The organism is Streptomyces sp. NPDC048211, from assembly GCF_043202315.1.
In the GTDB taxonomy this organism is placed as follows: Bacteria; Actinomycetota; Actinomycetes; order Streptomycetales; family Streptomycetaceae; genus Streptomyces.
Genome location: NZ_JBIDAD010000022.1, coordinates 44,885 through 70,858, shown reverse-complemented (window position 1 = coordinate 70,858; position 25,974 = coordinate 44,885). Strand labels below are relative to the sequence as shown.

29 protein-coding genes are annotated in these 25,974 nt (G+C 70.4%); 12 read left to right on the top strand and 17 right to left on the bottom strand.

The features are described 5' to 3' along the window. From ACGFZA_RS39615 to ACGFZA_RS39605, 3 genes are all read right to left on the bottom strand, one after another. Positions 1-431: electron transfer flavoprotein subunit beta/FixA family protein (locus tag ACGFZA_RS39615; protein ID WP_393685670.1), on the bottom strand; the 431-nt coding region annotated here is incomplete at its 3' end. Positions 432-631: 200 nt separating this feature from the next. Beyond that, positions 632-1,138, bottom strand: a complete 507-nt coding sequence (locus ACGFZA_RS39610) for a flavin reductase family protein (RefSeq protein ID WP_385282302.1) — start codon at positions 1,136-1,138, stop codon at positions 632-634. Positions 1,139-1,334: 196 nt separating this feature from the next. Next, a complete protein-coding gene (locus tag ACGFZA_RS39605; protein WP_385282305.1) occupies positions 1,335-1,661 on the bottom strand; it encodes a TlpA family protein disulfide reductase in 327 nt (108 codons plus the stop codon). 218 nt (positions 1,662-1,879) lie between these two features. Between ACGFZA_RS39605 and ACGFZA_RS39600 the strand changes: the two genes are divergently transcribed. Continuing rightward, a complete protein-coding gene (locus ACGFZA_RS39600; protein ID WP_385282308.1) occupies positions 1,880-2,602 on the top strand; it encodes a lysophospholipid acyltransferase family protein in 723 nt (240 codons plus the stop codon). A gap of 121 nt (positions 2,603-2,723) precedes the next feature. Here the strand turns inward: ACGFZA_RS39600 and ACGFZA_RS39595 are convergent, their stop codons facing one another. The 4 genes from ACGFZA_RS39595 to ACGFZA_RS39580 all read right to left on the bottom strand — a co-directional run bounded on the left by ACGFZA_RS39595 (position 2,724) and on the right by ACGFZA_RS39580 (position 6,648). After that, positions 2,724-3,323, bottom strand: coding sequence for a transglutaminase family protein (locus ACGFZA_RS39595; protein ID WP_385282310.1), 600 nt, complete (start codon positions 3,321-3,323; stop codon positions 2,724-2,726). Between the two features lie 69 nt (positions 3,324-3,392). Further along, complete coding sequence (locus ACGFZA_RS39590) at positions 3,393-4,478, bottom strand: threonine aldolase family protein (RefSeq protein WP_393685667.1); 1,086 nt, start codon at positions 4,476-4,478, stop codon at positions 3,393-3,395. After that, positions 4,457-5,224, bottom strand: a complete 768-nt coding sequence (locus ACGFZA_RS39585) for an SDR family NAD(P)-dependent oxidoreductase (protein ID WP_219573240.1) — start codon at positions 5,222-5,224, stop codon at positions 4,457-4,459. The genes ACGFZA_RS39590 and ACGFZA_RS39585 overlap by 22 nt, the downstream gene beginning before the upstream one ends. 26 nt (positions 5,225-5,250) lie before the next feature. Next, positions 5,251-6,648, bottom strand: coding sequence for a DUF6421 family protein (locus ACGFZA_RS39580; protein ID WP_393685665.1), 1,398 nt, complete (start codon positions 6,646-6,648; stop codon positions 5,251-5,253). 339 nt (positions 6,649-6,987) lie between these two features. Here ACGFZA_RS39580 and ACGFZA_RS39575 point away from each other — a divergent pair, with 339 nt between their 5' ends. Together ACGFZA_RS39575 and ACGFZA_RS39570 are read left to right on the top strand one after the other, a co-directional pair. Next, positions 6,988-7,140, top strand: a complete 153-nt coding sequence (locus tag ACGFZA_RS39575; RefSeq protein WP_385282318.1) for a hypothetical protein — start codon at positions 6,988-6,990, stop codon at positions 7,138-7,140. 52 nt (positions 7,141-7,192) lie between these two features. Further along, complete coding sequence (locus ACGFZA_RS39570; RefSeq protein WP_393685663.1) at positions 7,193-7,876, top strand: glycerophosphodiester phosphodiesterase; 684 nt, start codon at positions 7,193-7,195, stop codon at positions 7,874-7,876. A gap of 112 nt (positions 7,877-7,988) precedes the next feature. Here ACGFZA_RS39570 and ACGFZA_RS39565 read toward each other — a convergent pair whose 3' ends face one another. Continuing rightward, on the bottom strand, positions 7,989-8,546 hold the full coding sequence (locus ACGFZA_RS39565; protein WP_393685661.1) for a GNAT family N-acetyltransferase: 558 nt from the start codon (positions 8,544-8,546) through the stop codon (positions 7,989-7,991). 237 nt (positions 8,547-8,783) lie between these two features. On the opposite strand from ACGFZA_RS39565, the gene ACGFZA_RS39560 reads away from it, so the two are divergent. From ACGFZA_RS39560 to ACGFZA_RS39535, 6 genes are all read left to right on the top strand, one after another. Then, positions 8,784-9,392, top strand: coding sequence for a DUF5134 domain-containing protein (locus ACGFZA_RS39560; protein ID WP_385282326.1), 609 nt, complete (start codon positions 8,784-8,786; stop codon positions 9,390-9,392). A gap of 86 nt (positions 9,393-9,478) precedes the next feature. Further along, positions 9,479-10,414, top strand: a complete 936-nt coding sequence (locus tag ACGFZA_RS39555) for a M56 family metallopeptidase (RefSeq protein ID WP_385282328.1) — start codon at positions 9,479-9,481, stop codon at positions 10,412-10,414. 133 nt (positions 10,415-10,547) lie between these two features. Beyond that, complete coding sequence (locus tag ACGFZA_RS39550; protein ID WP_393685658.1) at positions 10,548-11,252, top strand: phosphatase PAP2 family protein; 705 nt, start codon at positions 10,548-10,550, stop codon at positions 11,250-11,252. A 46-nt stretch (positions 11,253-11,298) separates the two neighbouring features. Beyond that, positions 11,299-12,000: an HAD family hydrolase gene (locus tag ACGFZA_RS39545; RefSeq protein ID WP_393685656.1), complete on the top strand. Its 702-nt coding sequence runs from the start codon at positions 11,299-11,301 to the stop codon at positions 11,998-12,000. Positions 12,001-12,070: 70 nt separating this feature from the next. Beyond that, positions 12,071-12,250: a hypothetical protein gene (locus tag ACGFZA_RS39540; protein WP_385282337.1), complete on the top strand. Its 180-nt coding sequence runs from the start codon at positions 12,071-12,073 to the stop codon at positions 12,248-12,250. 252 nt (positions 12,251-12,502) lie between these two features. Further along, a complete protein-coding gene (locus tag ACGFZA_RS39535) occupies positions 12,503-12,727 on the top strand; it encodes a hypothetical protein (protein WP_266775677.1) in 225 nt (74 codons plus the stop codon). Positions 12,728-13,004: 277 nt separating this feature from the next. On the opposite strand, the gene ACGFZA_RS39530 is transcribed toward ACGFZA_RS39535, so the two are convergent. Beyond that, positions 13,005-14,495: an LVIVD repeat-containing protein gene (locus ACGFZA_RS39530; RefSeq protein WP_393685653.1), complete on the bottom strand. Its 1,491-nt coding sequence runs from the start codon at positions 14,493-14,495 to the stop codon at positions 13,005-13,007. 175 nt (positions 14,496-14,670) lie between these two features. On the opposite strand from ACGFZA_RS39530, the gene ACGFZA_RS39525 reads away from it, so the two are divergent. Together ACGFZA_RS39525 and ACGFZA_RS39520 are read left to right on the top strand one after the other, a co-directional pair. Then, the gene (locus ACGFZA_RS39525) at positions 14,671-15,339 is read left to right on the top strand and encodes a DUF305 domain-containing protein (protein WP_393685651.1); all 669 of its coding nucleotides are present in this window, start codon (positions 14,671-14,673) and stop codon (positions 15,337-15,339) included. A 132-nt stretch (positions 15,340-15,471) separates the two neighbouring features. Continuing rightward, on the top strand, positions 15,472-16,845 hold the full coding sequence (locus tag ACGFZA_RS39520) for an FAD-dependent oxidoreductase (protein WP_393685649.1): 1,374 nt from the start codon (positions 15,472-15,474) through the stop codon (positions 16,843-16,845). Positions 16,846-16,908: 63 nt separating this feature from the next. Here the strand turns inward: ACGFZA_RS39520 and ACGFZA_RS39515 are convergent, their stop codons facing one another. Further along, entirely contained in the window at positions 16,909-17,277 is a 369-nt protein-coding gene (locus ACGFZA_RS39515; protein ID WP_393685647.1) for an ArsR/SmtB family transcription factor, read from the bottom strand. A gap of 148 nt (positions 17,278-17,425) precedes the next feature. Here ACGFZA_RS39515 and ACGFZA_RS39510 point away from each other — a divergent pair, with 148 nt between their 5' ends. Beyond that, a complete protein-coding gene (locus tag ACGFZA_RS39510; RefSeq protein ID WP_385282351.1) occupies positions 17,426-18,010 on the top strand; it encodes a YdeI family protein in 585 nt (194 codons plus the stop codon). Between the two features lie 7 nt (positions 18,011-18,017). Here the strand turns inward: ACGFZA_RS39510 and ACGFZA_RS39505 are convergent, their stop codons facing one another. The 7 genes from ACGFZA_RS39505 to ACGFZA_RS39475 form a co-directional block, all read right to left on the bottom strand. Continuing rightward, entirely contained in the window at positions 18,018-18,434 is a 417-nt protein-coding gene (locus ACGFZA_RS39505; protein ID WP_385282354.1) for an acyl-CoA thioesterase, read from the bottom strand. A gap of 63 nt (positions 18,435-18,497) precedes the next feature. Beyond that, positions 18,498-19,577 (bottom strand): aldose epimerase family protein, encoded by a 1,080-nt coding sequence (locus ACGFZA_RS39500; RefSeq protein WP_393685644.1) that lies wholly within the window; start codon positions 19,575-19,577, stop codon positions 18,498-18,500. Between the two features lie 100 nt (positions 19,578-19,677). Next, positions 19,678-20,697, bottom strand: coding sequence for a LacI family DNA-binding transcriptional regulator (locus tag ACGFZA_RS39495; RefSeq protein WP_385282359.1), 1,020 nt, complete (start codon positions 20,695-20,697; stop codon positions 19,678-19,680). Between the two features lie 98 nt (positions 20,698-20,795). Beyond that, on the bottom strand, positions 20,796-21,839 hold the full coding sequence (locus ACGFZA_RS39490) for an ABC transporter permease (protein ID WP_393685642.1): 1,044 nt from the start codon (positions 21,837-21,839) through the stop codon (positions 20,796-20,798). Further along, the gene (locus ACGFZA_RS39485) at positions 21,836-22,810 is read right to left on the bottom strand and encodes an ABC transporter permease (RefSeq protein WP_393685640.1); all 975 of its coding nucleotides are present in this window, start codon (positions 22,808-22,810) and stop codon (positions 21,836-21,838) included. The genes ACGFZA_RS39490 and ACGFZA_RS39485 overlap by 4 nt, the downstream gene beginning before the upstream one ends. Then, entirely contained in the window at positions 22,807-24,492 is a 1,686-nt protein-coding gene (locus ACGFZA_RS39480) for a sugar ABC transporter ATP-binding protein (RefSeq protein WP_385282366.1), read from the bottom strand. Before ACGFZA_RS39480 ends, ACGFZA_RS39485 begins: the two co-directional genes overlap by 4 nt. Positions 24,493-24,663: 171 nt before the next feature. Beyond that, positions 24,664-25,749, bottom strand: coding sequence for an ABC transporter substrate-binding protein (locus tag ACGFZA_RS39475; RefSeq protein ID WP_385282369.1), 1,086 nt, complete (start codon positions 25,747-25,749; stop codon positions 24,664-24,666). Positions 25,750-25,974 lie beyond the last annotated feature (225 nt).

Here is a 25,974-nt window from a genome sequence, read left to right as displayed (position 1 = left end):
GTCACCTGCGGCACACCCAGACGCTCGGCCACCAGCGCCGGAACCACACCCATCGTGCCGTCCGTCGACGCCATCCCCGAGATCACCAGGTCATACCCCGTCTTCTCCAGCGCCTTCGCCAGCACCAGCGACGTACCCATCGCATCCGTACCGTGCAGATCGTCGTCCTCGACGTGAACAGCCTTGTCCGCACCCATCGACAACGCCTTGCGCAACGCGTCCTTGGCATCCTCCGGACCCACCGTCAGCACGGTGACCTCCGCATCGTCCGCCGCATCCGCGATCTGCAACGCCTGCTCGACCGCGTACTCATCCAGCTCCGACAGCAGACCGTCGACATCCTCACGATCCAACGTCAGGTCATCGGCGAAATGCCGGTCACCGGTCGCGTCGGGCACGTACTTCACACAGACAACGATCCTCAAGCTCACGCCGGCTCTCCTACTGCATCGTCATTTCCGGGCTGCCTTGTTGCACGCAGCATAGGCGCCTGATGGGGCGATTTCCGGTCGGGGCGACCCATGCTCCGACCGTAATATTACTCGCCAGTACACCCATTGGGTGCCCATTAAGCAAGCGCTTGGCACTGTGATCTGGCCTACGCCCGGCACCCCGGTGCCACAAGGAGATCTCAGTCTCGCAGAGCCGTGAACCTGCCCTGGTGATAGACGAGCGGCCTGCCGCCCTCAGCCGGATCGCCGGCGATCGCCTGCGCGATGACGATGCGGTGGTCCCCCGCCGGAATCCGTGCCACAACCCGGCAGACGAGCCAGGCGAGCACGCCGTCCAGCACCGGGACGCCTTCCGGACCACTGCGCCATTCGGTGGCCGGGCCGAACCGGTCGGCGCCGCTGCGGGCGAAAGTGGCGGCCAGTTCCCGCTGATGCTCGCCGAGTATGTGAACGCCGACGTGGTCCGCCTCCGCGACGACCGGCCAGCTGGAGGACGAGGTACCCACGCCGAAGGAGATGAGCGGCGGATCGGCGGCGACGGAGTTGAGGGAGGTGGCGGTGAAGCCCACCGGCCGGTCTCCGGCAGCGGTGATCACGGCGACACCGGCGGCGTGCTGCCGGAACACGGAACGCAGGAGGTCCGGGGATGCCGTCCGGGGTGTGCCGGTCCCGGGTGATGCCGTCATGGAGATGTCCTTCTGCGCGTCGGGGGTACGGGGCCGTGGATGCTCAGGCATCCGGACAGCGCGCACTCGCGTGGCGGGCGAGGTCGATGTGGACCCGGCCGTAGAGAAGGAGTTCTGGCGGCATAGCGTCAGAGTGACGATGCGTGGCGGGTGCAGTCAAGAGCGTTCCACAAGGTGGGAGAAGCATCACGGTCCGTCACATCGCCTGCCCGAGCGCCGCGACGACATCGACGGTGCGTGGCTGCCCGACCGCGCGGCGGACGACCAGGCCGGCGGCGTCGAGGACCAGGACGGTCGGGGTCCGGCTGATGTGCAGCGCGCGCACGAGAGTGAGATGCGCCTCGGCGTCGATCTCCACATGCGCGACGCCGTCGACCATGTCCGCCACCTCCGTGAGGGTGCGGCGGGTGGCCCGGCAGGGCTGGCAGAACGCGCTGGAGAACTGGACGAGTGTCGCCTTTTCCCCCAGTTCCGCACCGAGTTGGGCCGCATCAAGCCGGTCCGTACGGATCCGCCCGTCCATCCTCGTCCTCCTGTCAGAGCTCTACGCAAAGGGTCAGCACCTGCGGGCGCCGGGACATTCCCCTCCGTTCCACGTGACGAGAATCTCGCGCCCCGCGCCCGCCGAGACTGGCCACCACGACGCGCATGGGGCACGATCGGCCCAATGCCGAAAACCTACGGCTGCGTAACTTCCGCCGGGAGAACCCTCCCCAGGCGCTGAAGAAGGGTCTTCTCCAGATGGCAGAACTCGTCTATCGGCCGGTCATCGGCGCCGCTCGTACGTTTTTCAAGGCGCTCGACCTGAAGATCGACACCCAGGGTTCGGAGCACATCCCGAAGACCGGTGGCGCGGTTCTGGTGAGCAATCACATCAGCTATCTGGACTTCATCTTCACCGGGCTCACGGCGCTGCCGCAGAAGCGCCTGGTGCGGTTCATGGCCAAGGAGTCGGTGTTCCGGCACAAGGTCTCGGGCCCCTTGATGCGCGGCATGAAGCACATCCCCGTCGACCGCAAGCAGGGCGAGGACGCGTACGAGCACGCGCTGGCCTCGCTGCGTTCCGGCGAGATCGTCGGAGTGTTCCCCGAGGCGACGATCTCGGAGTCCTTCACCTTGAAGAGCTTCAAGTCGGGTGCGGCACGGCTGGCCCAGGAAGCAGGGGTGCCGCTGATCCCGATGGCCCTGTGGGGCACCCAGCGCCTGTGGACCAAGGGGCGCCCGCGCAACTTCAGGCGCAGCCACATCCCGGTGACCATCCGGGTCGGCGAGCCGGTGGAGGCGCCCGCCGACCAGTACGCGGGCGCGATCACGCGGCGGCTGCGGGAGCGCGTGCAGGAGCTCCTCGAAGCGGCCCAGCGCGCCTATCCGGTGCGCCCGAAGGACGCGAGCGACACCTGGTGGGTGCCCTCGCATCTCGGGGGTACGGCTCCGACGGCCGCCGAGGTCCGCGAGCGCGGCTGATGGCCCGGACGGGCCACGGCCGAAACGTCTCACCGGGGCAAGGACAGCGCTCCGCGCCCCGGGACGGGCCTCTTCGGGGCCTCGCGAGCCACGGGGCGCCCTGCGCGCCGAGCCCGCCCGGTCAGAGCGCTGTGGGCAGTGTGCGCCAGAGCTCCGCACGGTCGTCGGCCGTCCGCAGGGCGCGCAGGACCGCCGGATGCGGCGCCGCATGGAGCGTCGGGCAGTCCACTTCGCCGAGTTCCGGCCGGACGGGCCAGGCGAGCCGCTCCCGGTCCAGCGAGAACTGCGCGTCCACGCCGGGCCGGTTGCCCCGCGGGTCCTGCCGGTCCCAGCGGTCCCGGCCCGGCAGCCGCAGCGCGATCAGCCCGTGTACCGGGCCCGGGGTCCCGTCGTCGTTCGCCAGTGCCTGATAGCAGAGGCCTGCGGGAATGCCGTCCGCGCGCAGCAGCGCGACCAGGGCATGCGCCTTCGCATGGCAGATGCCGTTTCGCGTGGCAAGGACGTCCGAGGCGCGCCAGGTGACACGCATGTCACCCGAATCGGAGGAGTGCACGACGGTGTCGCGTACGTAGCAGTACGCGGCTTCCGCGTATGAGTATGCGTCCGTCGCCTCCGAACGCAGCCGTGCCGCCGTATCGCGGATCAGCGGGTGCTCATGGTCGATCGCATCGTCGGCGGCAAGATATGCGGAAATCTCTGGGACCTGCTGTATCAGCTCCATGGCCGCCGAGCGTAAGTAAGCGGCTGACCGGAGTCAATCACTTTCCGGTCAGCCGCATATTCATGCAGGCTACTCCTGTGCGGCCATTTCTTCCTTGAGGGCGAGGACGAACGCGTCGACGTCGTCCTCCATGGTGTCGAAGGCGCACATCCAGCGCACGTCACCGGCCTTCTCGTCCCAGAAGTAGAACCGGAAGCGCTTCTGCAGCCGTTCGCTCACCTCGTGCGGCAGCCGGGCGAAGACGGCGTTGGCCTGGACGGGGTAGAGGATCTCCACGCCGTCCACCGCCCGCACACCCTCGGCGAGCCGCTGGGCCATGCTGTTGGCGTGCCGGGCGTTACGCAGCCACAGATCGCCGGCGAGCAGTGCCTCCAGCTGGACGGAGACGAAGCGCATCTTGGAGGCGAGCTGCATGGACAGCTTGCGCAGGTGCTTCATCGCCCGGACGGCGTCCGGGTTCAGCACCACCACGGCCTCGCCGAAGATGGCTCCGTTCTTCGTCCCGCCGAACGAGAGCACGTCGACACCGACGGTGTTGGTGAACGTGCGCATCGGCACGTCCAGGGAGGCCGCGGCGTTGGCTATGCGGGCCCCGTCGAGATGGACCTTCATGCCGTGCCCGTGGGCGTGCTGGCAGATGGCCCGGATCTCGTCGGGTGTGTAGACCGTGCCGAGCTCGGTGTTCTGGGTGATCGAGACGACCTGCGGCATGGCCCGGTGCTCGTCGTCCCAGCCGTACGCCTGCCGGTCGATGAGCTCCGGCGTGAGCTTGCCGTCCTCGGTGGGCACGGTGAGCAGCTTGAGGCCGCCGACCCGTTCCGGCGCCCCGCCCTCGTCCACGTTGATGTGGGCGGACTCGGCGCAGATGACTGCGCCCCAGCGGTCGGTCATCGCCTGGAGCGAGACCACGTTGGCCCCGGTTCCGTTGAAGACCGGAAAGGCCTCCGCGGTGGGGCCGAAGTGGCTGTGCATGACGCGCTGGAGGTGACCGGTGTAGTCGTCCTCGCCGTAGGCGATCTGATGGCCCCCGTTGGCGAGGGCGAGGGCCGCGAGGATCTCCGGGTGGGTCCCCGCGTAGTTGTCACTGGCGAATCCGCGTACCTGCGGGTCGTGGTGACGACGCGCGTCGGTCCTTACGGTTGCGGGGTCAGCCACAGGCGCTTTCCGTTCACTTCCGGGGCGGGCCGGTCCCAGACGCCGGCGATGGCATCGGCCAGCTCCTTGACGTCGGTGAAGCCCGCGAACTTCGCATTCGGGCGCTCGGCGCGCATCGCGTCGTGCACCAGTGCCTTCACGACCAGGATCGCAGCAGCGCTCTGTGAGCCCTCCTCGCCCCCCGCCTTGCGGAAGGAGTCCGCGAGCGCGAGGGTCCAGGCCTCCGCCGCCGCCTTCGACGCCGCGTAGGCGGCGTTGCCCGCGGTGGGGTTGCTCGCGCCGGCCGCGCTGATCAGGAGGTAACGGCCGCGGTCGCTGCGCTGGAGACCGTCCTGGAAGGCCAGGGAGGTGCTCTGGACGGTGCGGATCAGCAGCTTCTCCAGCAGCGTCCAGTCGGCGAGGTCGGTGTCGGCGAACGTCTTGCTGCCGCGCCAGCCGCCCACGAGGTGGACCAGCCCGTCGATCCTGCCGAATTCCTTCTCGGTCTTGTCGGCCCATTCACGGGCGGCGCCGAGATCGAGCAGGTCCACCGTGTCGCCGGTGACGGTGGCACCGCCGTGGGCGTAGCGCGCCGCGTCCACCGCCTCGGCGAGCCGGGTGGCGTTCGCGTCCGACGCGACGACGACCGCACCCGCCTCGGCGAGCCGGAGCAGGGTCGCCCGGCCGGCCGGACCGGCCGCCCCCGCGACCGCGACGACAGCTCCTTCGAGCGCACCGCTCCCGCTGCCCTTGCCGTTTCCGTTCATGGCCACCGCCTCCTCATGACGTGCGCTCACGCGGCCGCCTGCCCGGCACCCGCGGCGGTGATCCCCTTGGTGGAGGCGATCACGTTCTTCAGTTTCTTGGAGAGCGCCTCATAGAACATGCTCAGGGGAAACTCGTCCGGAAGCACGTCGTCGACGAGCTTGCGGGGCGGCTGGGAGAGGTCCAGCGCGTCCGGCCCCTTGGCCCAGCGGGATCCGGGGTGAGGCGCGAGATACGTCGCGACCAGGTCGTAGGCGGCGAACCAGTGGACGAGCTTGGGGCGGTCGATGCCGTCCCGGTACAGCTTCTCGATCTCGGCGCAGAGCTGGTTGGTGACCTGCGGGGCCCGCTCCCAGTCGATCTTCAGGGTGTTGTCCGTCCAGCGCACGACGTCGTGCTTGTGGAGGTACGCGAAGAGCAGCTGACCGCCGAGACCGTCGTAGTTGCGCACGCGCTCACCGGTGACCGGGAAGCGGAACATCCGGTCGAACAGCACGGCGTACTGCACGTCGCGCCCCTGGCCGAAACCGTCGGCCTCCAGCTTCACGGCCTCCTTAAAGGCGGTGAGGTCGCAGCGCAGCTCTTCGAGCCCGTACATCCAGAACGGCTGGCGCTGCTTGATCATGAAGGGGTCGAACGGCAGGTCACCGTGGCTGTGGGTGCGGTCGTGGACCATGTCCCAGAGCACGAATGCCTGCTCACAGCGCTGCTGGTCGCCGACCATCTCGCGGATGTCCTCGGGCAGCTCGACGCCCAGGAGCTCGACGGAGGCCTCGGTGACGCGGCGGAAGCGGGCGGCCTCGCGATCGCAGAAGATGCCGCCCCAGCTGAAGCGCTCGGGGGCTTCGCGCACGGCGATGGTCTCCGGGAAGAGCACGGCGGAGTTGGTGTCGTATCCGGAGGTGAAGTCCTCGAAGGTGATGCCGCAGAACAACGGGTTGTCGTAGCGGGTCGCCTCCAGGTCGGCGAGCCATTCGGGCCAGACCATCCGGAGCACGACCGCTTCGAGGTTGCGGTCGGGATTGCCGTTCTGCGTGTACATCGCGAAGACCACGAGGTGCTGGAGCCCGTCGGCACGGTCCTTGGCAGGCTGGAACGCCAGGAGCGAGTCCAGGAAGTCCGGGACACCGAATCCGCCGTCGGCCCAGCGACGCAGGTCCATGACAAGGGCACGGTGGTACGCGGCGTCGTGCGGGAGCAGCGGCGCAAGCTCCTCGACCGCGGCGGTCACCCGGCCCAGGGCCGCCTCGGCAGCCGCCGGAGCGGGCGCGCCCTCGGCGTCGAAGTCGATGGAGCCGTCCTTCGACTGCCAGGGGCGGATCTCCTCCACGGCATTCTTGAGCGCGGGCCAGGCCGGGTGCTCGATCACCCGCTGGGCGGAAGCTATGCCGCCGTCGGCGACGTCGTGCACAAGAATTTCCGTCATAACACTTCCTCCACAGGAGAACCTCGCGTCACGTAACCGTATCCGCGCGCGGTTCCCCAAGACAAGTGGAGACCTGAAAATTATCCTGCCCACCCCCCATGGTCACCGCGATTTTTCCTGCCATCCAGCGATCCGACGCATCCTTCCGCACACGAATGCGCACCGACAGCGACGCGTCGGTCCAGGAACAGCACGCACGCGCGGCGTCGACCCGCACACCTGCCCGGCAACCCCGCACCGGACACGCCCACGCATGAGTGACACAGCTCGCGGCGGGCGGGCCGCTGCCGGTAGGACGGACGGCGTCCGCCCCTCGTACCCACTCGGGAGAACCCGCGCGTGAGCATTCGTGCCGTCCTGGTCGCCGCCGTCATCACCGGATTCCTGCTCGGCACCGCCGGCGTCCAGGGTCACGGGGCCACGCCCCCGCGCACCGCCGGTCCCCACGCCGCGACGGAAGGCCGGTCAGCCGGATCTGCGGTCATGCGGTAGCGCCGTGTGGGTAGGCACACAGGGAGAAGCCGTCGACGGAAGCGAGAGTCCCTTGTCTTTTCTCACCATCGGTCACCGCGGGGTGATGGGGGTCGAGCCGGAGAACACGCTGCGGTCGTTCGTCCACGCCGAGCAGGCCGGAATGGACCTCATCGAGCTGGACCTTCATCTGAGCAAGGACGGCGCCCTCGCCGTCATGCACGACGCCGAGGTGGACCGGACGACCGACGGCAAGGGCCCGATCGCCGAGAAGACCCTGGCCGAGCTGCGCGAACTCGACGCCGGGCAGGGGGAGCGGGTACCGGTCTTCGAGGAAGTCCTCGACGCCGTGCGGTCCCCCTTGCAGGCGGAGATCAAGGATGCGGCCGCCGCCCGCACGCTGGCCGAGGTGATGCGGCGGCGCGATCTCGTCGACCGGGTCGAGGTGATCTCGTTCCACGACGAGGCGATCGCCGAGATCGCACAGCTGGTGCCGGGGGTGCGGACCGCCCTCGTGGCCAGCCGCTGGGGCGACGACGTGGTGGACCGCGCGAAGGCGGTGGGCGCCACCCGGCTGGTGCTCAACGTCCGGCGGATCACGCTGGAACTGGTCGAGAAGGCCCACGCCGAGGGCCTGACGGTGGTCGGCTGGGTGGTGAACACCCAGGACCATCTGCGGCTCGCCCGCGGGCTCGGGCTCGACGGCGCGACCACCGACTTCCCCGAGATCCGCCGCGCCGGCCGTTTCACCGCGTAATCGCCCGGCGGCTCCCTGATCACCGCGTGGCCGCCCGGCGGGGCCCGTTTCACCGCGTGGCCGCCGCCCACGCGGTCCGGGACAGCACGCCGTCGCCCGCAGCAGGTCTCGGTCAGCTCGCGGGCAGGTCCTTGACCAGCAGTTCGAAGGCGAGGTCGTCGCGCTGCGGGATACCGAAGCGCTCGTCGCCGTACGGGAACGGGCTCAGCTGCCCCGTACGGCGATAGCCGCGCCGCTCGTACCAGGCGATCAGATCGTCGCGCACGGAGATCACGGTCATGTGCATCTCGCGCACACCCCAGCTCTCCCGGACACTGCGCTCCGCCTCGGCGATGATCACCTTGCCGAGCCCCGCGCCCTGGAGCGTGGGGCGGACCGCGAACATTCCGAAGTAGGCGGCCTCACCCCGGTGTTCGAGCTGGCAGCAGGCGACAGGATCGCCGTCGCGTTCCACCACGAGGAGCCGGCTGCCGGGGGCCTGCACCACGTCGCGCACCCCCTGCGGGTCGGTGCGCTGCCCCTGCAGGATGTCCGCCTCGGTGGTCCATCCCGCACGGCTGGAGTCACCGCGGTACGCGGACTGGATCAGCTCCACGAGCGCGGGCACGTCTGCTTCGGTCGCGTCGCGGAAGGTCAGCTGGCCCGAGTCGCGGGGCGGGGCGGTGTCCATGGTGGGGCTCTCCGTTTCTCTGCTGTCGCCGTGCGGCAGCAGCGTATCCGCAGGTGCCGGCCCGGGCGGGCCCGGTCTGTGCGCCGGGCGGCCGGAATCCGGCGTGCCGGCACCGCGCCTCAGCGATTCACCCCCGCCGCGCGCTCCCCCTTTACCCCAGTGCGCCGCGTACGGGCGTCCGGGCACGGGCATCGACTAGACGACGGCGATGACGTTCGCCCAGGGGGAGGTTCTGCTGTGCACGGACCCGCGATGTCCGGCTGGCTGCTGATGGCATTGTGCGCGGCCACGGGCGCGTACTGCCTGCTGCGGGCGCACGACGGGAGCGGCGAGGAACGCAGGACGGCGCGCGCGGAGGCGCTGATGGGCTTCGGAATGGCCGCGATGGCGGTGCCGGCCGCCGTCGTCGCACCGCCCGCGTGGGGATGGGCGTTGTACGCCGTGCTGTTCGGTGTGGCCGCGTTGCGCGCGCTGTGGTTCTCGCGCCGCAGCGGTCACCATCTGCACCACCTGGTCGGCTCGTCGGCGATGGTCTACATGTCCGTCGTCATGGCGCGGCCGGGCGGGGCGGGGCACGGCGGTCACGCGTCGCACGCGATGGCCGCCGCAGGCGGGGTCCCCCTGCTGACCGGGCTGCTCCTCGCCTACTACGCCGCGTACGTGCTGCGCTCAGGCGCCCGGCTGATCCCGGTGAAGGCGACGACTGCCGGGGGTGGGGCAGTGACCGGGGGCAGCGCGGTGGCCGGGGGACCGCCGGCGGGCGGCTGGGGGGCGCGGCCCGAGCTGGCACTGGCATGCCGGCTGACCATGGGCATAGCCATGTTCGCCATGCTGCTCACCTTGTGAGACAGGGCGTCCCGCAGACCGTGGCGTACGTCACTTGCTCAGCGCACCCATACCGGTGCGGGCCATGCCGCTCATAGGCTGACGCCATGTTGGTCTCCCTCGCGCTGCTGCTGCTCGGTGCACTGGCCGCCGTCGTGACCCCGCGGCTGATGGCGCGGGCCGAATGGCCGGAGCGCGAGCCCGTGGTGGCGCTGTGGGTCTGGCAGTGCGTGGTGGCCGGCGTCCTGCTGTCGTTCGGGCTGTCCATGACGCTCAGCGCGGCCGCGGCCTGGCAGGCGGTGCGCGGCCATGTGTTCGCGCCCGCTCCGCACGCCGTCGTCGAGGCCTATGCTCTCGCGGCCTACGGACCGTGGTCGGCCGTGATGGCCGTGCTGCTGGCCCTCGGTGGTGTGTGGACAGCCGCGATGCTCACCCGCGAGATCCGTCGGGTACGCCTGGAGCGCGGACGGCGTCGGTCCGAACTCCTGGTGCGTTCACCGCTGATGCCCGGCGAGGAACCCGGCAGCGGTCGGCTGGTGGTGCTGGAGGGGGAACGCCCCGACGCCTGGTGGCTGCCCGGCACGGCGCCCCGGCTCGTCATCACCACTGCTGCGCTGGGCCGGTTGAAAGGACGTCAGCTGGACGCGGTGCTCGCCCATGAGCAGGGGCATGCGAACGCGCGCCACGACTGGCTGCTCAACTGCTCGGCGGCGCTGGCTTCCGGGTTTCCGCAAGTGCCGGTGTTCGCGGCGTTCCGCGGCGAGATGCACCGGCTCGTCGAACTGGCCGCAGACGACACGGCTTCCCGGCGCTTCGGCCGGCTGACCACCGCGCTGGCCCTGGTCGAACTGAACGAGGACCGTGGAGTGTTCGGACCCTGCCCGACACCGGATGCGCAGATGCCGCTGCGGGTGAACCGGCTGCTGGCGCCCGCGGGCAGGCTCACGGCGGGGCGTCGGCTGTGGCTGACCGCGGCGGCCACACTCCTGCCGGCGATCCCGCTCCTGGTGGCGTTCGTTCCGGCCCTCAGCGCACTGGGGTAGACCGCGGCCCCGGCGCACCGGGAGGCGATCCGGGCACTGCCGGGGGCCACTCGGCACCAGCCGGCGACGACCCGCTGAGCAGTGCCGCCGCGCCGTGATGGCCGTACGCCCGCCCGTCGGCAAGGATCCCTTCATGCACTCCCCGCCCCTCTCCCCCGCGCACCGCACCCGCACCCCCTCGCCGGCACCGTGGGCGGGAGTCGTCTGCGGGGTCGTCTGCGGGGCCCTCGCCCTGGTCCTGCTGGGCCTGGTCGCCGCGCGGTGGCCTCCCCTGATGCGCCTGGACCGCGACATCGCCCAGGACCTGCACCGCCGGGCGGTGGCCGAGCCCGGACTCGTCCATGTGAACCGGGTCCTCACGGACTGGCTGTGGGACCCCTGGACGATGCGCGCGCTGATCGCCGTCGCCGTGATCGCCCTGTGGCGCCGCGGAGCCCGGGTCCTCGCCGCCTGGGTGGCGGTGACGACTCTGGTCTCCAGCCTTCTCCAGCAGGGCATCAAGGCCGCCGTCGGCCGGGAGCGCCCCCGGTGGCCCGACCCGGTGGACTCCGCCCACTACGCGGCGTTCCCCTCCGGACACGCGATGACGGCCGTCGTGAGCTGCGGTCTGCTGCTGTGGCTCCTGCGCCGGTACGGCGTCCGCCTCTGGATCCGGCGGACGGCCTTGGCCGCAGCGGGAATCTCCGTACTCGGCGTGGGGCTGACCCGGCTCTACCTGGGCGTGCACTGGCCGTCCGACGTACTGGGCGGGTGGCTGCTGGGGGCGTCCCTGACCGCCTTCGCGACGGTCGGGTACGAGCGGTACGCCTCCCGCCACCACCCGGACGAAGGGGACTGAGCAGGCGTCCTTGCCCCGCCCGCCCCGCGTCGGCGAGGATCGGCCCATGCCGATCAAGGGTGCGCTCTTCGACTTCTCCGGGACGCTGTTCCGGATCGAATCCGTCCGTTCATGGCTCACCGCGACCCTCGCCGAGCAGGGGGTGAGCGTGGACGACGCCGACTTCGAGCGGTACGTACGGGAGCTGAAGGCCTGCGGTGCGCTGCCGGGCGGGCCCCCTCCGCAGCACGTGCCCGGGAGACTGGCGTCCGCCTGGGCATCCCGCGACGAGAGCGCGCATCGGCACCGCGAGGCGTACACGGGCCTGGCCCGCCAGGTGGAACTGCCGGATCCGCGGCTCTACGACGCCCTGTACGACCGGCACCGGACCCCGGCCGCCTGGCGTCCTTATCCGGATGCCGCGGAGGTGCTCGCCTCACTGCACGCCCGGGGCGTCCCGGTCGGCGTGGTCAGCAACATCGGGTGGGACCTGAGGCCGGTCTTCCGGGCGCACGGTCTGGACGCCTACGTGGCGGCGTACGTCCTGTCCTTCGAGCACGGTGTCCACAAACCGGACGCACGCCTCTTCCACACCGCCTGCACACTTCTGGGACAGGATCCGACCGATGTGGTGATGGTCGGCGACGACCGGCACGCGGACGCCGGGGCGTCCGCACTGGGCTGTGACGTGCGTTTCGTGCGGCATGCCCCGGTGGACGAGCGGCCGGACGGACTCCGGGAGCTCGGACTGGCCGCCGAGGTTGCCTGACAGACATGTGAGAGATGTCCCTGACGCGCCATGGGTCGGATTGTCACATCGGGGCCTTAGCCTGGTAGCTATGTCCCCGACTCCGTGCCCATCCGGTTCCGTGCGTTCCGCCGCAGTGGTGAATGAAGACATTCGCGATCTGTGGCAGCGCTCGGGCGGATACCTGTCCCCGGAGGACGAGGAGGAGTACCAGCGACTGCTGGTCGAGTGGGCCGCGGCCACCGGCGGAAACGCCAGGTCCGCCGCCTGAGCTGCCCGAGCCGCTTGAGCCGCCCGAGCCGCTTGAGCCTCTTCAGCCGCTTGAGCCTCTTCAGCCGCTTGAGCCGCTTGAGCCGTTGAGTGCCTGCGCCGCTTGAGCTATCTGCGCTGTCTGTAGCGCCTGACCGCTTGACCGCCTGACCGCCAACGACCGGCGCAGGCTCGGTGCGCCTGCCTGATCTGCTGCGGAGCCGGGTTTTCGGTTCCCTGTGCGGCGGCCGTCCGCACGTCGCACCCTGGAGGCATGACTTCTCCCCCGATCGTGATCTTCCGGCCGTCCCCCTCCGGCGGCCGGCGCGTGACCGTGCAGCGCGACGGGCGGGTCCAGATTCTCGGCCTCGCGCACTCGGATCACGACGTGATCGTGTTCCTGGAGGGTGCCGGGCTGGACGACCCAGAGCGGATCCTGGACAGCCCCGAGTGGGTCGAATGGCGGGGCGGCCGGGCGCACCGGTACGAGGCCGCCTGAGACGTCTGATTCCGGCGATCCCCTGCGTCGCCGGAACCAGCCGGTCACCCCGGCCGGCACTCCGGCCGAGGACCGCGCGACGGGCTCGGTACGAGACCCTGCCCGCGCGGGGGTACAGCATGGCCCGGCCGGGCGGATCGGTCAATGAACGCACCCGGAGCGCGGAAGCCGGTCCCGCCGGGCGGAAACCCGGGCGGGACCGGCAGCGCGGTCCGGCGGTCGGACGGCCGCCGGGTTCAGCGGCCGGCCATCGGCGGGCCCAGTGGATCCCGAGGGCTCAGCGGTCGAAGTAGTCCGGCTGCGTCTGGACGTTGAGCTCGTCCGTCCGCACCCGCTTCGCCGGGTCGGTCCGCCGGTCGTCGATCTTCAGGACGTCGAAGCCCTTGGCGATGTCGTTGGAGTAGATGTAGCCGTTGTAGTAGTAGGCCGACCACGGGCCGGCCGTGGTGACCTGGTCGGTGGTGACGGGGCCGCGCTCGAAGAAGCCGATCTCCTTCGGGTGGGAGGAGTCGGTGAAGTCCCACACCGAGACGCCCCCCTGGTACCAGGCCTGGACCATCAGGTCGCGGCCCTTGACCGGGATGATCGAACCGTTGTGGGCGACACAGACCTCGGTGTCGGCCTGCGGACGGTCGATCTTGAAGTAGCTGCGGAAGACGAGCTTGCGGTGGTCACCCTTGCCGACGATGTCGTAGATGCCGTCGGCACCGCGCTTGGGACCGATCTCCTCGTTGCAGGTCGCCGCGCCACCGCCGCCGAGCTCATCGGTGAAGACGACCTTGTCCGCCCGCTGGTTGAACGTGGCGGAGTGCCAGAACGCGAAGTTCACGTTGTCCTGCACCCGGTCGATGATCTTCGGGTTCTCCGGGTCCTTGATGGAGAAGAGCAGACCGTCACCCATGCAGGCACCTGCGGCCAGGTCCTTGGACGGCAGCACGGTGATGTCGTGGCAACCGGTGGTCTTGGAGACGCCCGGGTTGGTGGGACCGCCCGGGTTCCCGCCGTCCGGGAAGAGGACCGGGAAGTTCACGATGCGGGCTTCCTCGGGTGCCTTGCGCGGCACCTTGATGACGGATATCCCGTCGTGCGGCGGCTGGCAGTCGGGGAAGGTCTCGCTCGGCGAGTACGAGGAGACGTACACGTAGACGTTGTTGCGCTCGGGAACCAGCGTGTGGGTGTGCGATCCGCACGAGGTCTCGACGGCGGCGACGTACTTCGGATTGCGCTTGTCGCTGATGTCGAAGACCTTCATGCCCTCCCAGGACGACTTCTCCGTGGCGGGCTGGGTGGTGCTGGTGCACGAGTTGTCGCTGCGCGAGGAGTCCGTGGAGAGGAACAGCAGGTTCCCGGAGACGGAAATGTCGTTCTGCGATCCGGGACACAGCACCTGGGCGACCGTGCGAGGTGCCTTCGGATTACTGATGTCGAAGATCCGGAAGCCGTCGTAGTTTCCGGCGAAGGCGTACTTCCCCTGGAAGGCCAGGTCCGTGTTCAGCCCCTGGAGGGCATCCTTGGGGACATTGGCGAGGTGGGTGATGTTGCTGCTGTGGACGATCTCGTCCACGCCGGGTACCTCACCGCTTGCGATCGCGGCGGTCGCCTCCGCCTCCTGACTCGCGGAGAGTTCGGTTCGGCTCGCGGTCGCGTCACCTGGGTCGGGTGTCGCGGCCGCGGGCCCGGCCATCAGCAGAGTGGCGAAGAGCCCGGCGGCGGCTGCCGCCACGCCCAGACGTCTGCGCCGCACCGGGGTGGTGTGCAACGAGGTCACTGCGTCCTCCCATGGATCCGTATGTAGTTGACCGGTTCACGGACTCCGGCAGTATCGTCCTTGCCATGGGCATCTCAACAGATGGCAACAGAGACGTAATGAAAGTTTTTGATCAAAGCTGTGCGTTGACGTGCTAGGACAGAGCGCAACCACTCCTGTATCAACGGAGGTCGCTTTGTTGATTCGTCGTCAGACCCTGCGGTTCCGCGGATTCGCCCTCGGCGCGGCCGTCGTGGCGGCCGTGCTCACCTCGGCCGGCTGCGACGACGGCAGCGGTGGAAGCGGCTCGAAGTCCGGTGCCCACCAGGCCGGTTCGGTCGTGGCGCCCGGGAAACCGGGCGAACCCGCACGGACGCTCTCCCCGTCGGAGGCCGTCAAGGAGGCCGGGGTGGACACTCCCAACTCGGCCGACGTCCGGTATGTGCAGATGATGATCCAACACCACGCACAAGCGCTGGAGTTGACGGAACTCGTCCCCACCCGGTCCCGCTCGGCCCAGGTCAGGAGACTCGCCGAACGCATCACCGCCGCCCAGCAGCCCGAGATCGGCGCGATGGAGGGCTGGCTCAGCCGCCACGGCCGGCCCGGGCAGTCCGGCGGACACGACCACGCGGCGATGCCCGGCATGGCGACGGCCGGCCAGCTGGAGAAGCTCGGGGCCGCGAAGGGGAAGGATTTCGACCAGTTGTTCCTCAAGCTGATGATCACGCACCACCAGGGGGCGGTCACCATGGCGACCGACGTCCTCTCGGAGGGGAACAACGTGCAGGTGGAGGAGATGGCCGGTGATGTGGTGGCCCAGCAGACCACCGAGATCAGCCGGATGCGCGCTCTCTCCTCCTGAGGCCCGACGACTCCCCCGGACCCCCGACAGCCCCCCATAAGGACGCACCGCCGACAGGAGCACGGGGCGCGCCTCTCCCTCACCGGCCCCTCCGGTGCGATGCTGGAGACACCCTCAGGGAAGAGGTGCGCCGTGCTTCGTGTCGCCGTCGTCGGCTCCGGCCCCAGCGGGGTCTACACCGCCCAGGCCCTGGTCGCTCAGACCGCGGTGCCCGACGTGAGGGTCCATGTCCTGGACCGGCTGCCCTGTCCGTACGGCCTCGTGCGGTACGGCGTCGCACCGGACCACGAGAAGATCAAATCGCTGCAGCAGAGTCTGCGGGCCGTACTGGAGCATGAGCGCGTCACCTTCGTCGGCCATGTGGCCGTGGGCGGGAACGGGGTGCCGCCCGAGCGGCTGGCCGAGCTCTACGACGCCGTCGTCTACTGCGTCGGAGCCGCCACGGACCGCCCCCTGGGCATCCCCGGCGAGGAGCTGCCGGGCAGCCACTCGGCGACCGAGTTCGTCTCCTGGTACAGCGCCCACCCGGATGCGGCGGGCGGCCTCTTCGCGCTCCGTGCCCGTTCGGTCGTCGTGATCGGTGTCGGCAACGTGGCGGTCGACGTGGCACGGATCCTCGCCCGGGGCGCCGATGAGCTGCGGCCCACCGACGTGCCGCAGCCCGCTCTCGGCGTGCTGGCGGACAGCCGGGTGCGCGAGGTGCACATGGCGGGCAGGCGGGGCCCCTCCCAGGCGCGGTTCACCACCAAGGAGCTCCGCGAGCTGGGCTCGCTGCCCGGGGCCCGGATGGTCGTGGATCCCGCGGAGCTCGCCCTGGACCCGGTGTACGGCGGCATCGCACCGGACGCCCCGCCGCTGCCGGCCCTGGTCCGGCGGAACCTCGACGTGTTGCGCGGATGGGCGCGCGAGGCACCCCGGGCCGGTAACGACCGGCCGAGGACCATCGGACTGCGGTTCTTCCTGCGCCCGGTCGAGATGCTGGAACGCGACGGCCGGGTGGCCGGCGTCCGGTTCGCCCGAACGGCTCCGGACGGCAAGGGCGGGGTGCGCGACACCGGGACGTACGAGGAGATCGGCGCCGAGCTCGTCCTGCGGGCGGTCGGCTACCGGGGCATCCCCCTGCCCGGACTTCCGTTCGACGCGGCGCACGGAACGGTTCCCCACCGGGCCGGCCGCGTGCTGCGCGACGGGGTGCCGTCTCCCGGGGAGTACGTCGCGGGGTGGATCAAGCGGGGTCCCACCGGAGTCATCGGGTCGAACCGTTCGTGCGCGAAGGAGACGGTCGCGTCGCTGATCGAGGACGCACCCCTGCTCACGGGACGCGCGTCGGCCCCGGACCCCTTGGCCGTGCTCCGGTCCTGGGGGCTGCGGCCGGTGGAGTGGGACGGCTGGCTGTCGATCGAACGGGCGGAAGCGACCCTGGGACGCTCGCTCGGCCGAGGGCCGGTGAAGATCCCGGACTGGCCGGGGCTGATGGGAGCGGCGCGCGGCGGCAGCCAGGCGTGACCGCGGGACATTGGGCCCGGAGCAGCCTCGGGGCGGGGGCCGGGCCGCAGCGGCTCCGGGCGGTCAGCCCTCGCCGAGGCGGTCCGCCTGGAGGTTCGCCGCTTCGAGCATCCGGTCGAGCAGCCCGGGGAAGAGCGCTTCCAGGTCCTCACGCCGGAGCCCGTTCATCTTGGCCGTGCCGCGGTAGACCTGCTGGACGATGCCGCTCTCGCGGAGCACGCGGAAGTGGTGGGTGCTGGTGGACTTGGTCACCGGCAGGTCGAAGCGGGAGCAGGTGAGTTCGTCCTCGGCAGCGGCCAGTTCGCGGACCACACTCAGGCGCACCGGGTCCGAGAGCGCGTGCAGGACCGATTCGAGCCTGATCTCGTCCCGCGAGGGATGGGCCAGCGTGCGGGCGCCGGCTGCCGGATCGGTGGCGCTGGCAGGGGTCACGGTCGCTCCGCATCGTCGCTTCGTCCGGGGCTCACCATAATACGAGACCCGTCGTAGTTCGATGGTTCAGGACAGAATCCGTCCTAGAGGCTGGTTAGCCTGGCGCAGCAGCCGGGCACGGGCCCGGCCCCTCAGGAGGCGCAGCCGGATGACGGACACCCTGGACACCCCGGAGAACGCACGTCCCTTCGCGCGGGCCGCCCAGCTCGAATCATGGCTGGAGCAGCACCACACCGACCGGACCGGGCTCTGGCTGAAGATCGCCAAGCGCGATTCCGGCGTGGAGTCGGTGAGCGCGGCCGAGGTCATCGACTCGGCTCTGTGCTTCGGATGGATCGACGGGCAGCGCAAGTCCTTCGACGAGGTGTACTACCTCCAGCGGATCACGCCGCGCCGACGCCGGAGCGTGTGGTCGCAGATCAACGTGGAGAAGGTCGAGGCGCTCCTCGCAGCCGGGCGGATGCGTGAGTCCGGCCTCGCCGAGGTCGAGGCGGCACGATCCGACGGGCGGTGGGACGCCGCGTACCCCTCCCAGAGCAGGGCCACCGTCCCGGCCGACCTCGCCGCGGCCCTGGCGGCGGACGAGCCGGCGCGGCTCTTCTACGAGGAGCTCGGCAGATCGGACCGCTATCTGGTGCTCCTGCGCCTCATGACGGCATCGACCCCCGAAGTCAGGGCGGCCCGCCTCCGGAAGGCGGTGGCCTCCCTGGCGGCGGGCCGGAAAGTGCGCTGACGTCGAGTCAGCCGCTCAGCAGCTCCGGGTCCTTGGCGAGTGAGGCGAGCCGGCCGGCCGGATCGGCGACGAGCCTGCGCGTCGTCAGGTCGAGGATGCCCGCCACGCCTGTGATCTCGGCCGCCACCGTGCCGTCCTCCTTGAGGATCTGCTGGGCGACCGTGAACGTCTTGCCCTCTCCGTAGTCGAACCGGCAGGAGACCCGCACCCGCTCCCCGCCCCGCAACTCCCGGAGGAACTTGACCGTGGCTTCCAGCGCGACGGGCCCCACTCCGTCGGCGAGCAGCTTCTCCTGGGGCAGTCCGGCGGCCCGCAGCAGCTCCCAGCGCGCGTGCTCGGCGTACTGGAGGTAGACCGCCTGGTTGAGATGGCCCTGCGTATCGAGCTCGTAGCCCCGAACGGTCACGTCCACGAAAAAGGTCATGGACGTCGAAACAGGCGGCCCCGTTCCCGCATTCCCGCATCCGCCCGGCCGGTGGCGCGTCGGTCAGTCCGTCGCCGCGGCAAGGTGCGGGAACCTCAGCTCGGTGCGGCTGGAGAAGACGTCGTCCGGACGCAGGACGGTGCTGGGGTGGCCGGGCCGGTTGGGCGAGTCGGGCAGGTGCTGGGTCTCCAGGCAGACGGCGCTGTGACGTTCGTGCCGCCCGCCGCCGGGCGCGGCCAGGGTGCCGTCCAACTGGTTGGCGGTGTAGACCTGGATGCCCGGTTCGGTGGTCCACACCTCCATGACCCGCTCCGCCCCGGGGGCGGTGAGCCGGGCTGCCCGGCGCAGGCCGGCCGGCGTGCCGGGCTCGTGAAGGATCCAGCAGTGGTCGAAGCCGCCGGCCCGGCGCAGTTGCTCGTCCGGCAGCGCGAGGCGCTCTTTGATGCCGTGCGGGGCAGTGAGGTCGAACGGGGTCGCGTGTACGGCCGTGGCCGGGCCCTCCGGAATGCCGTCCTCGTCGACGGGGAGGTAGCTGTCCGCGTCCACCTGGAGTGTGTGCCCGAGGATGTCGCCCTGTCCGGTGAGGTCGAAGTAGGCGTGGTTGGTGAGGTTGACGACGGTGGGCCGGTCCGTGGTGGCGGTGTAGTCGAGGGCGAGGGTGCCCGCCCTGTCGAGGGTGTAGGTGACGGCGACGTCCAGCGCGCCGGGGAAGCCCATGTCTCCGTCGGGGCTGTGCAGGGTGAGCCGGAGGGTCGCGGCCGTGTCGGTGGCCTCCCCCTCGGCCTGCCAGACGCGGGTGTGGAAGCCGTCGGGGCCGCCGTGCAGGGCGTGGCCCCGGTCGGTGGCCGGAACCCGGTACGCCGTTCCGTCGAGGGTGAAGCGGCCGTGCGCGATGCGGTTGGCGAAGCGGCCGATGAGGGCGCCGAAGAACGGGTTCTTCCCCGTGTAGTCGTCGAGGGAGACCAGCGACCGCACGACCGAAGCGGGCGCTCCCCCGGCATCCGGCACGGTGAGACGGTGCAGGATGCCGCCGTAGGTGAGGATCTCGGCCCGGACTCCTGTTCCGGAGTCGAGGGTCCAGACATCGACGTCCGTGGGCCCGTGGGCTCCGAACGGTGTGCGGTTCACGGTGGGGCGAGGCATCAGAGATCCTTGGGACGAGCGGACGGCCGGGCGAAGCAGGTACTGCGCCCTGAACACGGCGCCGGGCTCCCCTCCAGGAGAGGGAAGCCCGGCGTCGCGCCTACGCGGGCGGCCGGGGAACGGTGGATTCGCGGACGACGAGCCGGTAGCCGGGCCGGGGGCGCCGGGGTTCGGACACCGGGTTGCCGGAGAGGCGCTCGACGAGGCTGTCGACGGCCAGCCGGGCGATGGCCTCCTTGTCGGGGGCCACCGTGGTGAGTGTGGTGGCCCCGTAGAGGCTCTCCTCGATGTTGTCGAAGCCGACGACGGCCACGTCCTCGGGGATGCGCAGTCCCCGTTCGGAGAGGGTGCGCATCGCGCCGATGGCGATGAGGTCGTTGTAGGCGAACACGGCGTCGGGCCGTTCGCCGCGGTCCAGGAGGGCCGCCATGGCGGTGGCACCGTCCTCGCGGCCGTAGCCGTCGGTGACGACGACGAGCGACTCGTCGGCCTCGATGCCCGCCGCGGCGAGCTCCTCGCGCCAGCCGCGCAGCCGGAGGTGGGCCGGCTGCCGTTCGCGGCCGGTGCGCGAGCCGAGGAAGGCGATCCGGCGGTTTCCCTGGTCGATGAGATGGCGCACGGCCTCGCGGGACGCCGCCACGTTGTCGATGGCGATGTGGTCGTAAGGGGCCTCGTACTCGCGCTCCCCGAGCAGCACCAGCGGCGCGGTCTCGGTGCGCGCCATCAGGTCCTCGGTCTCCAGATGGATCGGACTGAGGATGAGGCCGTCGATCACATGGGACCGGAATCCCTGGCTGACCAGGAGTTCCTTCTCCCGCAGTCCGCCGGTGTGGTCGACCAGCACGGTGTAGTCGTGCCGGGCTGCCGCGTCGACGACCTCTCCGGCCAGCTCCGCGAAGTAGGGGTTGCCGAACTCGGGGACGGCGAGGGCGATGATGCCCGTACGGCCCTTGCGCAGATGGCGTGCGGTGAGGTTCGGCCGGTAGCCGAGCTCGTCGATGGCCTGTTGCACCTTGGCCCGCATCTTCGGTGTGACGTGCTGATAGTTGTTCACCACGTTCGACACGGTCTTGATGGACACGCCCGCCCGTTGCGCAACGTCCTTGAGGCTGACGCCCACGGCACTCCCTGAATCGACTTGTCGCGCGTTGACGCGCGGTGGCCCGGCTCCGCCGGTTCGGCTCTGCCGGTGCCGGGGCCCGCGGCCCCGGCACCGGTTCAGGTGGTTCTGCGGCTGCGCGCCAGATAGCGCTGGGCCACGACGACAACGATAAGGAACCCTCCGCTGACGACCGACTGGTACGAGGAGTTCAGCGAGCCGATCTGGTTGATCAGATTCTGGATGACGGCCAGCAGCAGTACGCCCCAGAGCGTGCCGCTGATCGATCCCGCGCCGCCGATCAGGAGGGTGCCCCCGATGACGACGGCGGAGATCGCGTCGAGCTCCATGCCCACGCCGACGATGGTGACGCCGGAGGAGAGCCTGGCGGCGTTGAGCGCGCCGGCGAGTCCGGCCAGGAGTCCGCTGAGCGTGTAGACGAGGATCTTGGTACGGGCGACGGGCAGGCCCATCAGCGTCGCCGCGTCACTGCTGCCGCCGACCGCGAAGAGCGTCTGCCCGAACGAGGTGCGCTGGAGTATCAGTCCGCCGATGCCGAACAGCACCAGGGCGATGAGGATCGGGTAGCCGAAGCCCCATACGCTGCCCTGTCCGAGCTCGGCGAAGGCGGAGCCCTTGGGGACCAGGTAGGTGGTGGCGCCCTCGTCGGTGAACGCGAGGAGCAGGCCGCGCGCGCCCAGCAGGGTGGCGAGCGTGACGATGAAGGGTGCCATCCCGGCGCGGGCCACGAGGAAGCCGTTGAGCAGTCCGATCGCACCGCACACCACGAGGGGGACGAACAGGGCGGCCAGGAAGCCCCATTGGGAGGCCCAGGCGGCGAGCACACCACCCAGGGCGAAGACGGAGCCGACGGACAGGTCGATGCCGCCGGTGATGATGACCATGGTCATGCCGAGTGCCACCACGGCCAGGAACGAGGCCTGGATGGTCACACCCCGGGCGTTGTCCAGCGTGGCGAACGTCGGGTAGATGAAGGACGCGACGATCACGACGGTCAGCAGGACCGCGAGCACGCCCTGGCGCTGGAGGAGTTCGGCGACGCGCTGCCCGGCCGCGGGGCGGATCGCGCCGCCGCCGGCCGCTGTCGGAGTCGTGCGCGGTGCCTGGGCCACGGGTGCGGGTGCGGGTGAGGTTTCGTTCATCGGGACCGACGCTCCCGGGCGACGTAGACGGCGGCGATGATGATGGCCGCCTGGGCGATCTGTGCGGTGGAGTCGGGCAGGTCGTGCTTGACGAGGGTGGCGCGCAGCAGTTGCATCAGCAGGGCGCCGGCGACGGTGCCGAGGACCCGGATGGAGCCGCCGTTGAGCGGGGTGCCGCCGACCACGACCGCCGTGATGGCGGAGAGTTCCATGAGGGTGCCGAGCGAGGAGGGGTCGCTGGCGGTGAGCCTGGCCGTGGCGAGGATGCCGGCCAGTGCCGCCAGGACCCCGCAGAGCACGTACACACCGATGAGCACGCGCCGCACCGGAAGTCCCGCGAGGGCGGCGGCGGACCGGTTGCCGCCGATGGCGACGACCTGCCGGCCGAAGGTGGTGCGCTGAACCAGGAAGGCGACGGCGACCGCGAGGACGGCGGCGATGAGCACGACCAGAGGGATGCCGAGGAAGGATCCGGTGCCCAGCGACAGCAGGTCGGGGTTGACGATCTGCTTGAGCTGACCGTCCGCCATGACCAGGGCCAGACCCCGGCCGCCGACGAACAGGGCGAGGGTGGCGACGATGGGCTGCAGCCCGACGAGGGAGACCAGCGAGCCGTTGATCGCTCCGACCAGGGCGCCGGCCAGCAGCGCCATGACGAGGGCGGCCACCAGCCCGTACCCGAGATAGAGCGGCAGCAGAGCGGTGGCCAGCGCCATGGTCGAACCGACGGAGAGGTCGACGCCCTCGGTACCGATCACGAGCGCCATGCCGAGAGCGACGATGACGATGGGGGCGACCTGCACGAGCTGGGTGCGGAGGTTGTCCGCGGTCATGAAGTGCTCGGTGAACAGGGCGTTGAAAAGGAGGACGACCGCGACGGCGAGATAGACGCCGTACTCCTGGTACCAGGCGGGGTCGCGGAGCCGGGCCAGCGGCCGGGCTGCGGGGGCGGAGACTGTGGCCTGTGTCATCGGGGGTCCTCCTTGGCGGCCGGGGCCTTCCCTGCGGGCGCCGGTGAGTGGTCGGCGAGCACTTCGAGCAGATGGCTCTCGGCCACCTCGTCGCCCGACAGTTCGCCCGCGACCGCGCCGCCGCGCAGGACGACGATGCGGTCGGCGCCCTCGATGAGTTCCTCGATGTCGGAGGAGATGAGCAGGACGGCGAGGCCCTCGCGGGCGAGGTCGTCGATGAGGCTCTGCACCTCGGCCTTGGCACCGACGTCGATGCCACGGGTGGGTTCGTCGAGCAGCAGGACCTTGGGCTCGAGGCAGAGCCAGCGGGCCAGCAGAACCTTCTGCTGGTTGCCGCCGGAGAGCTCGCCCACCTTCTGTTCGGGGCTCGCGGCCTTGATCCGCAGCCGCTTCATGAAGATGTCGACGACGCGGTCCTGCTTGGCGCGGGAGACGATGCCGGCGCGGGAGAGACGGGGCATCGCGGCCAGCACGATGTTCTCGCGGACCGAGAGGCCGGGCACGATGCCCTCGGCCTTGCGGTCCTCGGGCAGCAGGCTGATGCCTGCCCGGATGGCGCCGGCGGAGGTGAGGCGGCGCAGGGTGCGTCCGCCGATGCTGAGTTCGCCGGAGTCCAGGCTCAGCGCGCCGGACAGTGCCTTCGCGGTCTCGCTGCGGCCGGAGCCGAGGAGCCCGCCGAGGCCGAGCACCTCGCCCGCGTACAGCGACAGGGATATGTCGTGGAGCTGGTGGTCGCGGGAGAGGCCGGTCGCGGTGAGCACGGGGGTCCGGGAGGCGTCGTGTCCTTCGGAACCGAAGCTGGTGACGCCGTCGCGGCGGACCTCGGCCATGTCGCGGCCGAGCATCATCGAGACGAGCTGCATGCGGTCGAGGTCGGCGAGGTCACCGGTGTGGATGTGGCGGCCGTCGCGGAGCACGGTGACGCGGTCGCAGATCCGGTAGAGCTCGTCCATGCGGTGGCTGACGTAGAGCACGGCGATGCCGCGTGCGCGCAGGTCCTCGATGACCCGGAAGAGGGTCTCGACCTCGCGCGGCTCCAGCGAGGAGGTGGGCTCGTCCATGATGACGACCTGGGCGTTGACCGAGACGGCGCGGGCCAGCGCGACCATCTGCTGGGTGCCGATGCCGAGGGTGTGCAGGGGCCTCTTCGGGTCGACGCGTACGCCGAAGCCGTCGAGCAGTTCCGTCGTCTCGCGGTGCATGCGGGCGAAGTCGATCAGGCCGAGCCGGTTCTTGGGCTCCCGGCCGAGGAAGATGTTGCGCGCCACACTCATCAGCGGGACGAGGTTCACCTCCTGGTAGATCGTGGAGATGCCTGCCTGCTGCGCCTCGAACGGCCGGGCGAAGGTGATCTGTTCGCCGGCCAGCCGCAGCTCGCCCTCGTCGGGCCGGTAGACGCCGGTCAGCACCTTGATCAGGGTGGACTTCCCGGCTCCGTTCTCCCCGACGAGTGCGTGGGTCTCCCCGGCGCGCAGGGAGAAGGAGACGTCGTCGAGGGCGACGACGCCGGGGAACCGCTTGCTCACCGAGCGGGCTTCGAGGACGGCCGCGGCCGGTGCGGGGGCCTGCGGTACGCCGGTGACCGGCGCAGCGGCATCCGGCCCACCGGCGCCCGGCGCGGATGTGTCCTGCGCGTCGGCGGCCGGCTGCGGCGGCTGCGGTACTGCTTCGGGTGGTGCCATGGCTGTTCTTGGCCTTCCGCTCTTCCAAGGGTGGGGGCCCGGGGCCGCCGTGACGGGTGGCGACGTCACGGCGGCGGGTGGTCCGACAGGTCCGGTGCGGGCCGGGGCCGCGTACGGATCAGTACGCGGCCGGCGCCGGCCGGCGATCCGGGCGGGTGGGGCTGGGTCCGGTCAGAACGCGCCGCCGAGCGAGGCCTTGGCGTTGGACTCGTCGTAGGCGCGGTCGGTGATGATGACGTTCTCCGGGATCTCCTCGCCGCCGTAGAACTTCTGGGCGGTCGCGAAGGCCAGCGGGCCGAAGCGCGGGTTCGACTCGATGACGGCGTTGTACTCGCCGTTGACCAGGGCCTGGACGGCGTTACGGGTGCCGTCGACGGAGACGATCTTGACGTCCTTGCCGGGCTTCTTGCCGGCGGCCTTCAGCGCGGTGACGGCACCGAGGCCCATCTCGTCGTTCTCGGCGTAGACGGCGGTGATGTCGGGCTTGGACTGGATCAGCTGCTCCATGACCTGCTGGCCCTTGTCGCGGGCGAACTCGCCGGTCTGCTGCGCGACGATCTCCAGTCCGGGGGCCTTGGCCTTGAGCTGGTCGACGAAGCCCTTGGTGCGGTCGGTGGTGACGTTGTTGCCCGAGGCGCCGAGGAGGATGGCGACCTTGCCCTTGCCACCGGTCGTCTTGATCATCGCGTCCGCTGCGCGCTTGCCCTGCTCCACGAAGTCGGAGCCGAGGAAGGCCACGTAGTCCTTGCAGGCGGTCGAGTTGACCTTGCGGTCAATGGTGAGGACCGGCACCTTCTTGGCTGCGGCGGCCTTCAGCGCCGGCTCCAGACCGTCGGAGTTCAGCGGGGCGACGATGAGGAACTGGGCACCCTGGGAGAGCATGTCCTGGATGTCGCTGATCTGCTTCGACAGCTGCGACTGGGCGTTGGTGGTGAGCAGCTTCTTGACGCCGACCTTCTTGGCCTCGTCCTTGATGGACTGGGTCTCGGCGATACGGAACGGGTTGGCCTCCTTCTCCGACTGGGAGAAGCCGACCACCGCGTTCTTCAGGTCCAGCTTCGGCGCGCCGTAGGTCTGCAGCGAGCAGCCCGAACCGGAAGAGGACTCCGGGGACTTAGCCGCCTGCGCGCCCTGGCTGCTGTCGGCGGTCGCGTTGTCCGAGGTCTCCGACTTGGAGCAGCCGGAGGCGGCCAGCGTGGCGGTGGCGGCGAGGAGGCAGGCCACGGCGAGGGTACGGGTTCGGCGCTGGATGATCATGCGCGGGAGCTCCTTGGCGGGGATGACGGCACGCCGATGGGCGTGCGGTCGGGCATGGCTGGACGATGCATCGGCTGCCGCTCGGCGGCTGATGTCACTGCATTACTCACGACCCCGCCACCTGGACGAACTGCGGTCGTGAGAGTCTGCGCGGCCTCTCGGCGGCTCGGTTTACAACGTTATATAGGCGCCGCGGCGCAGGCGGCAAGAGCGTTGTCGATGCGT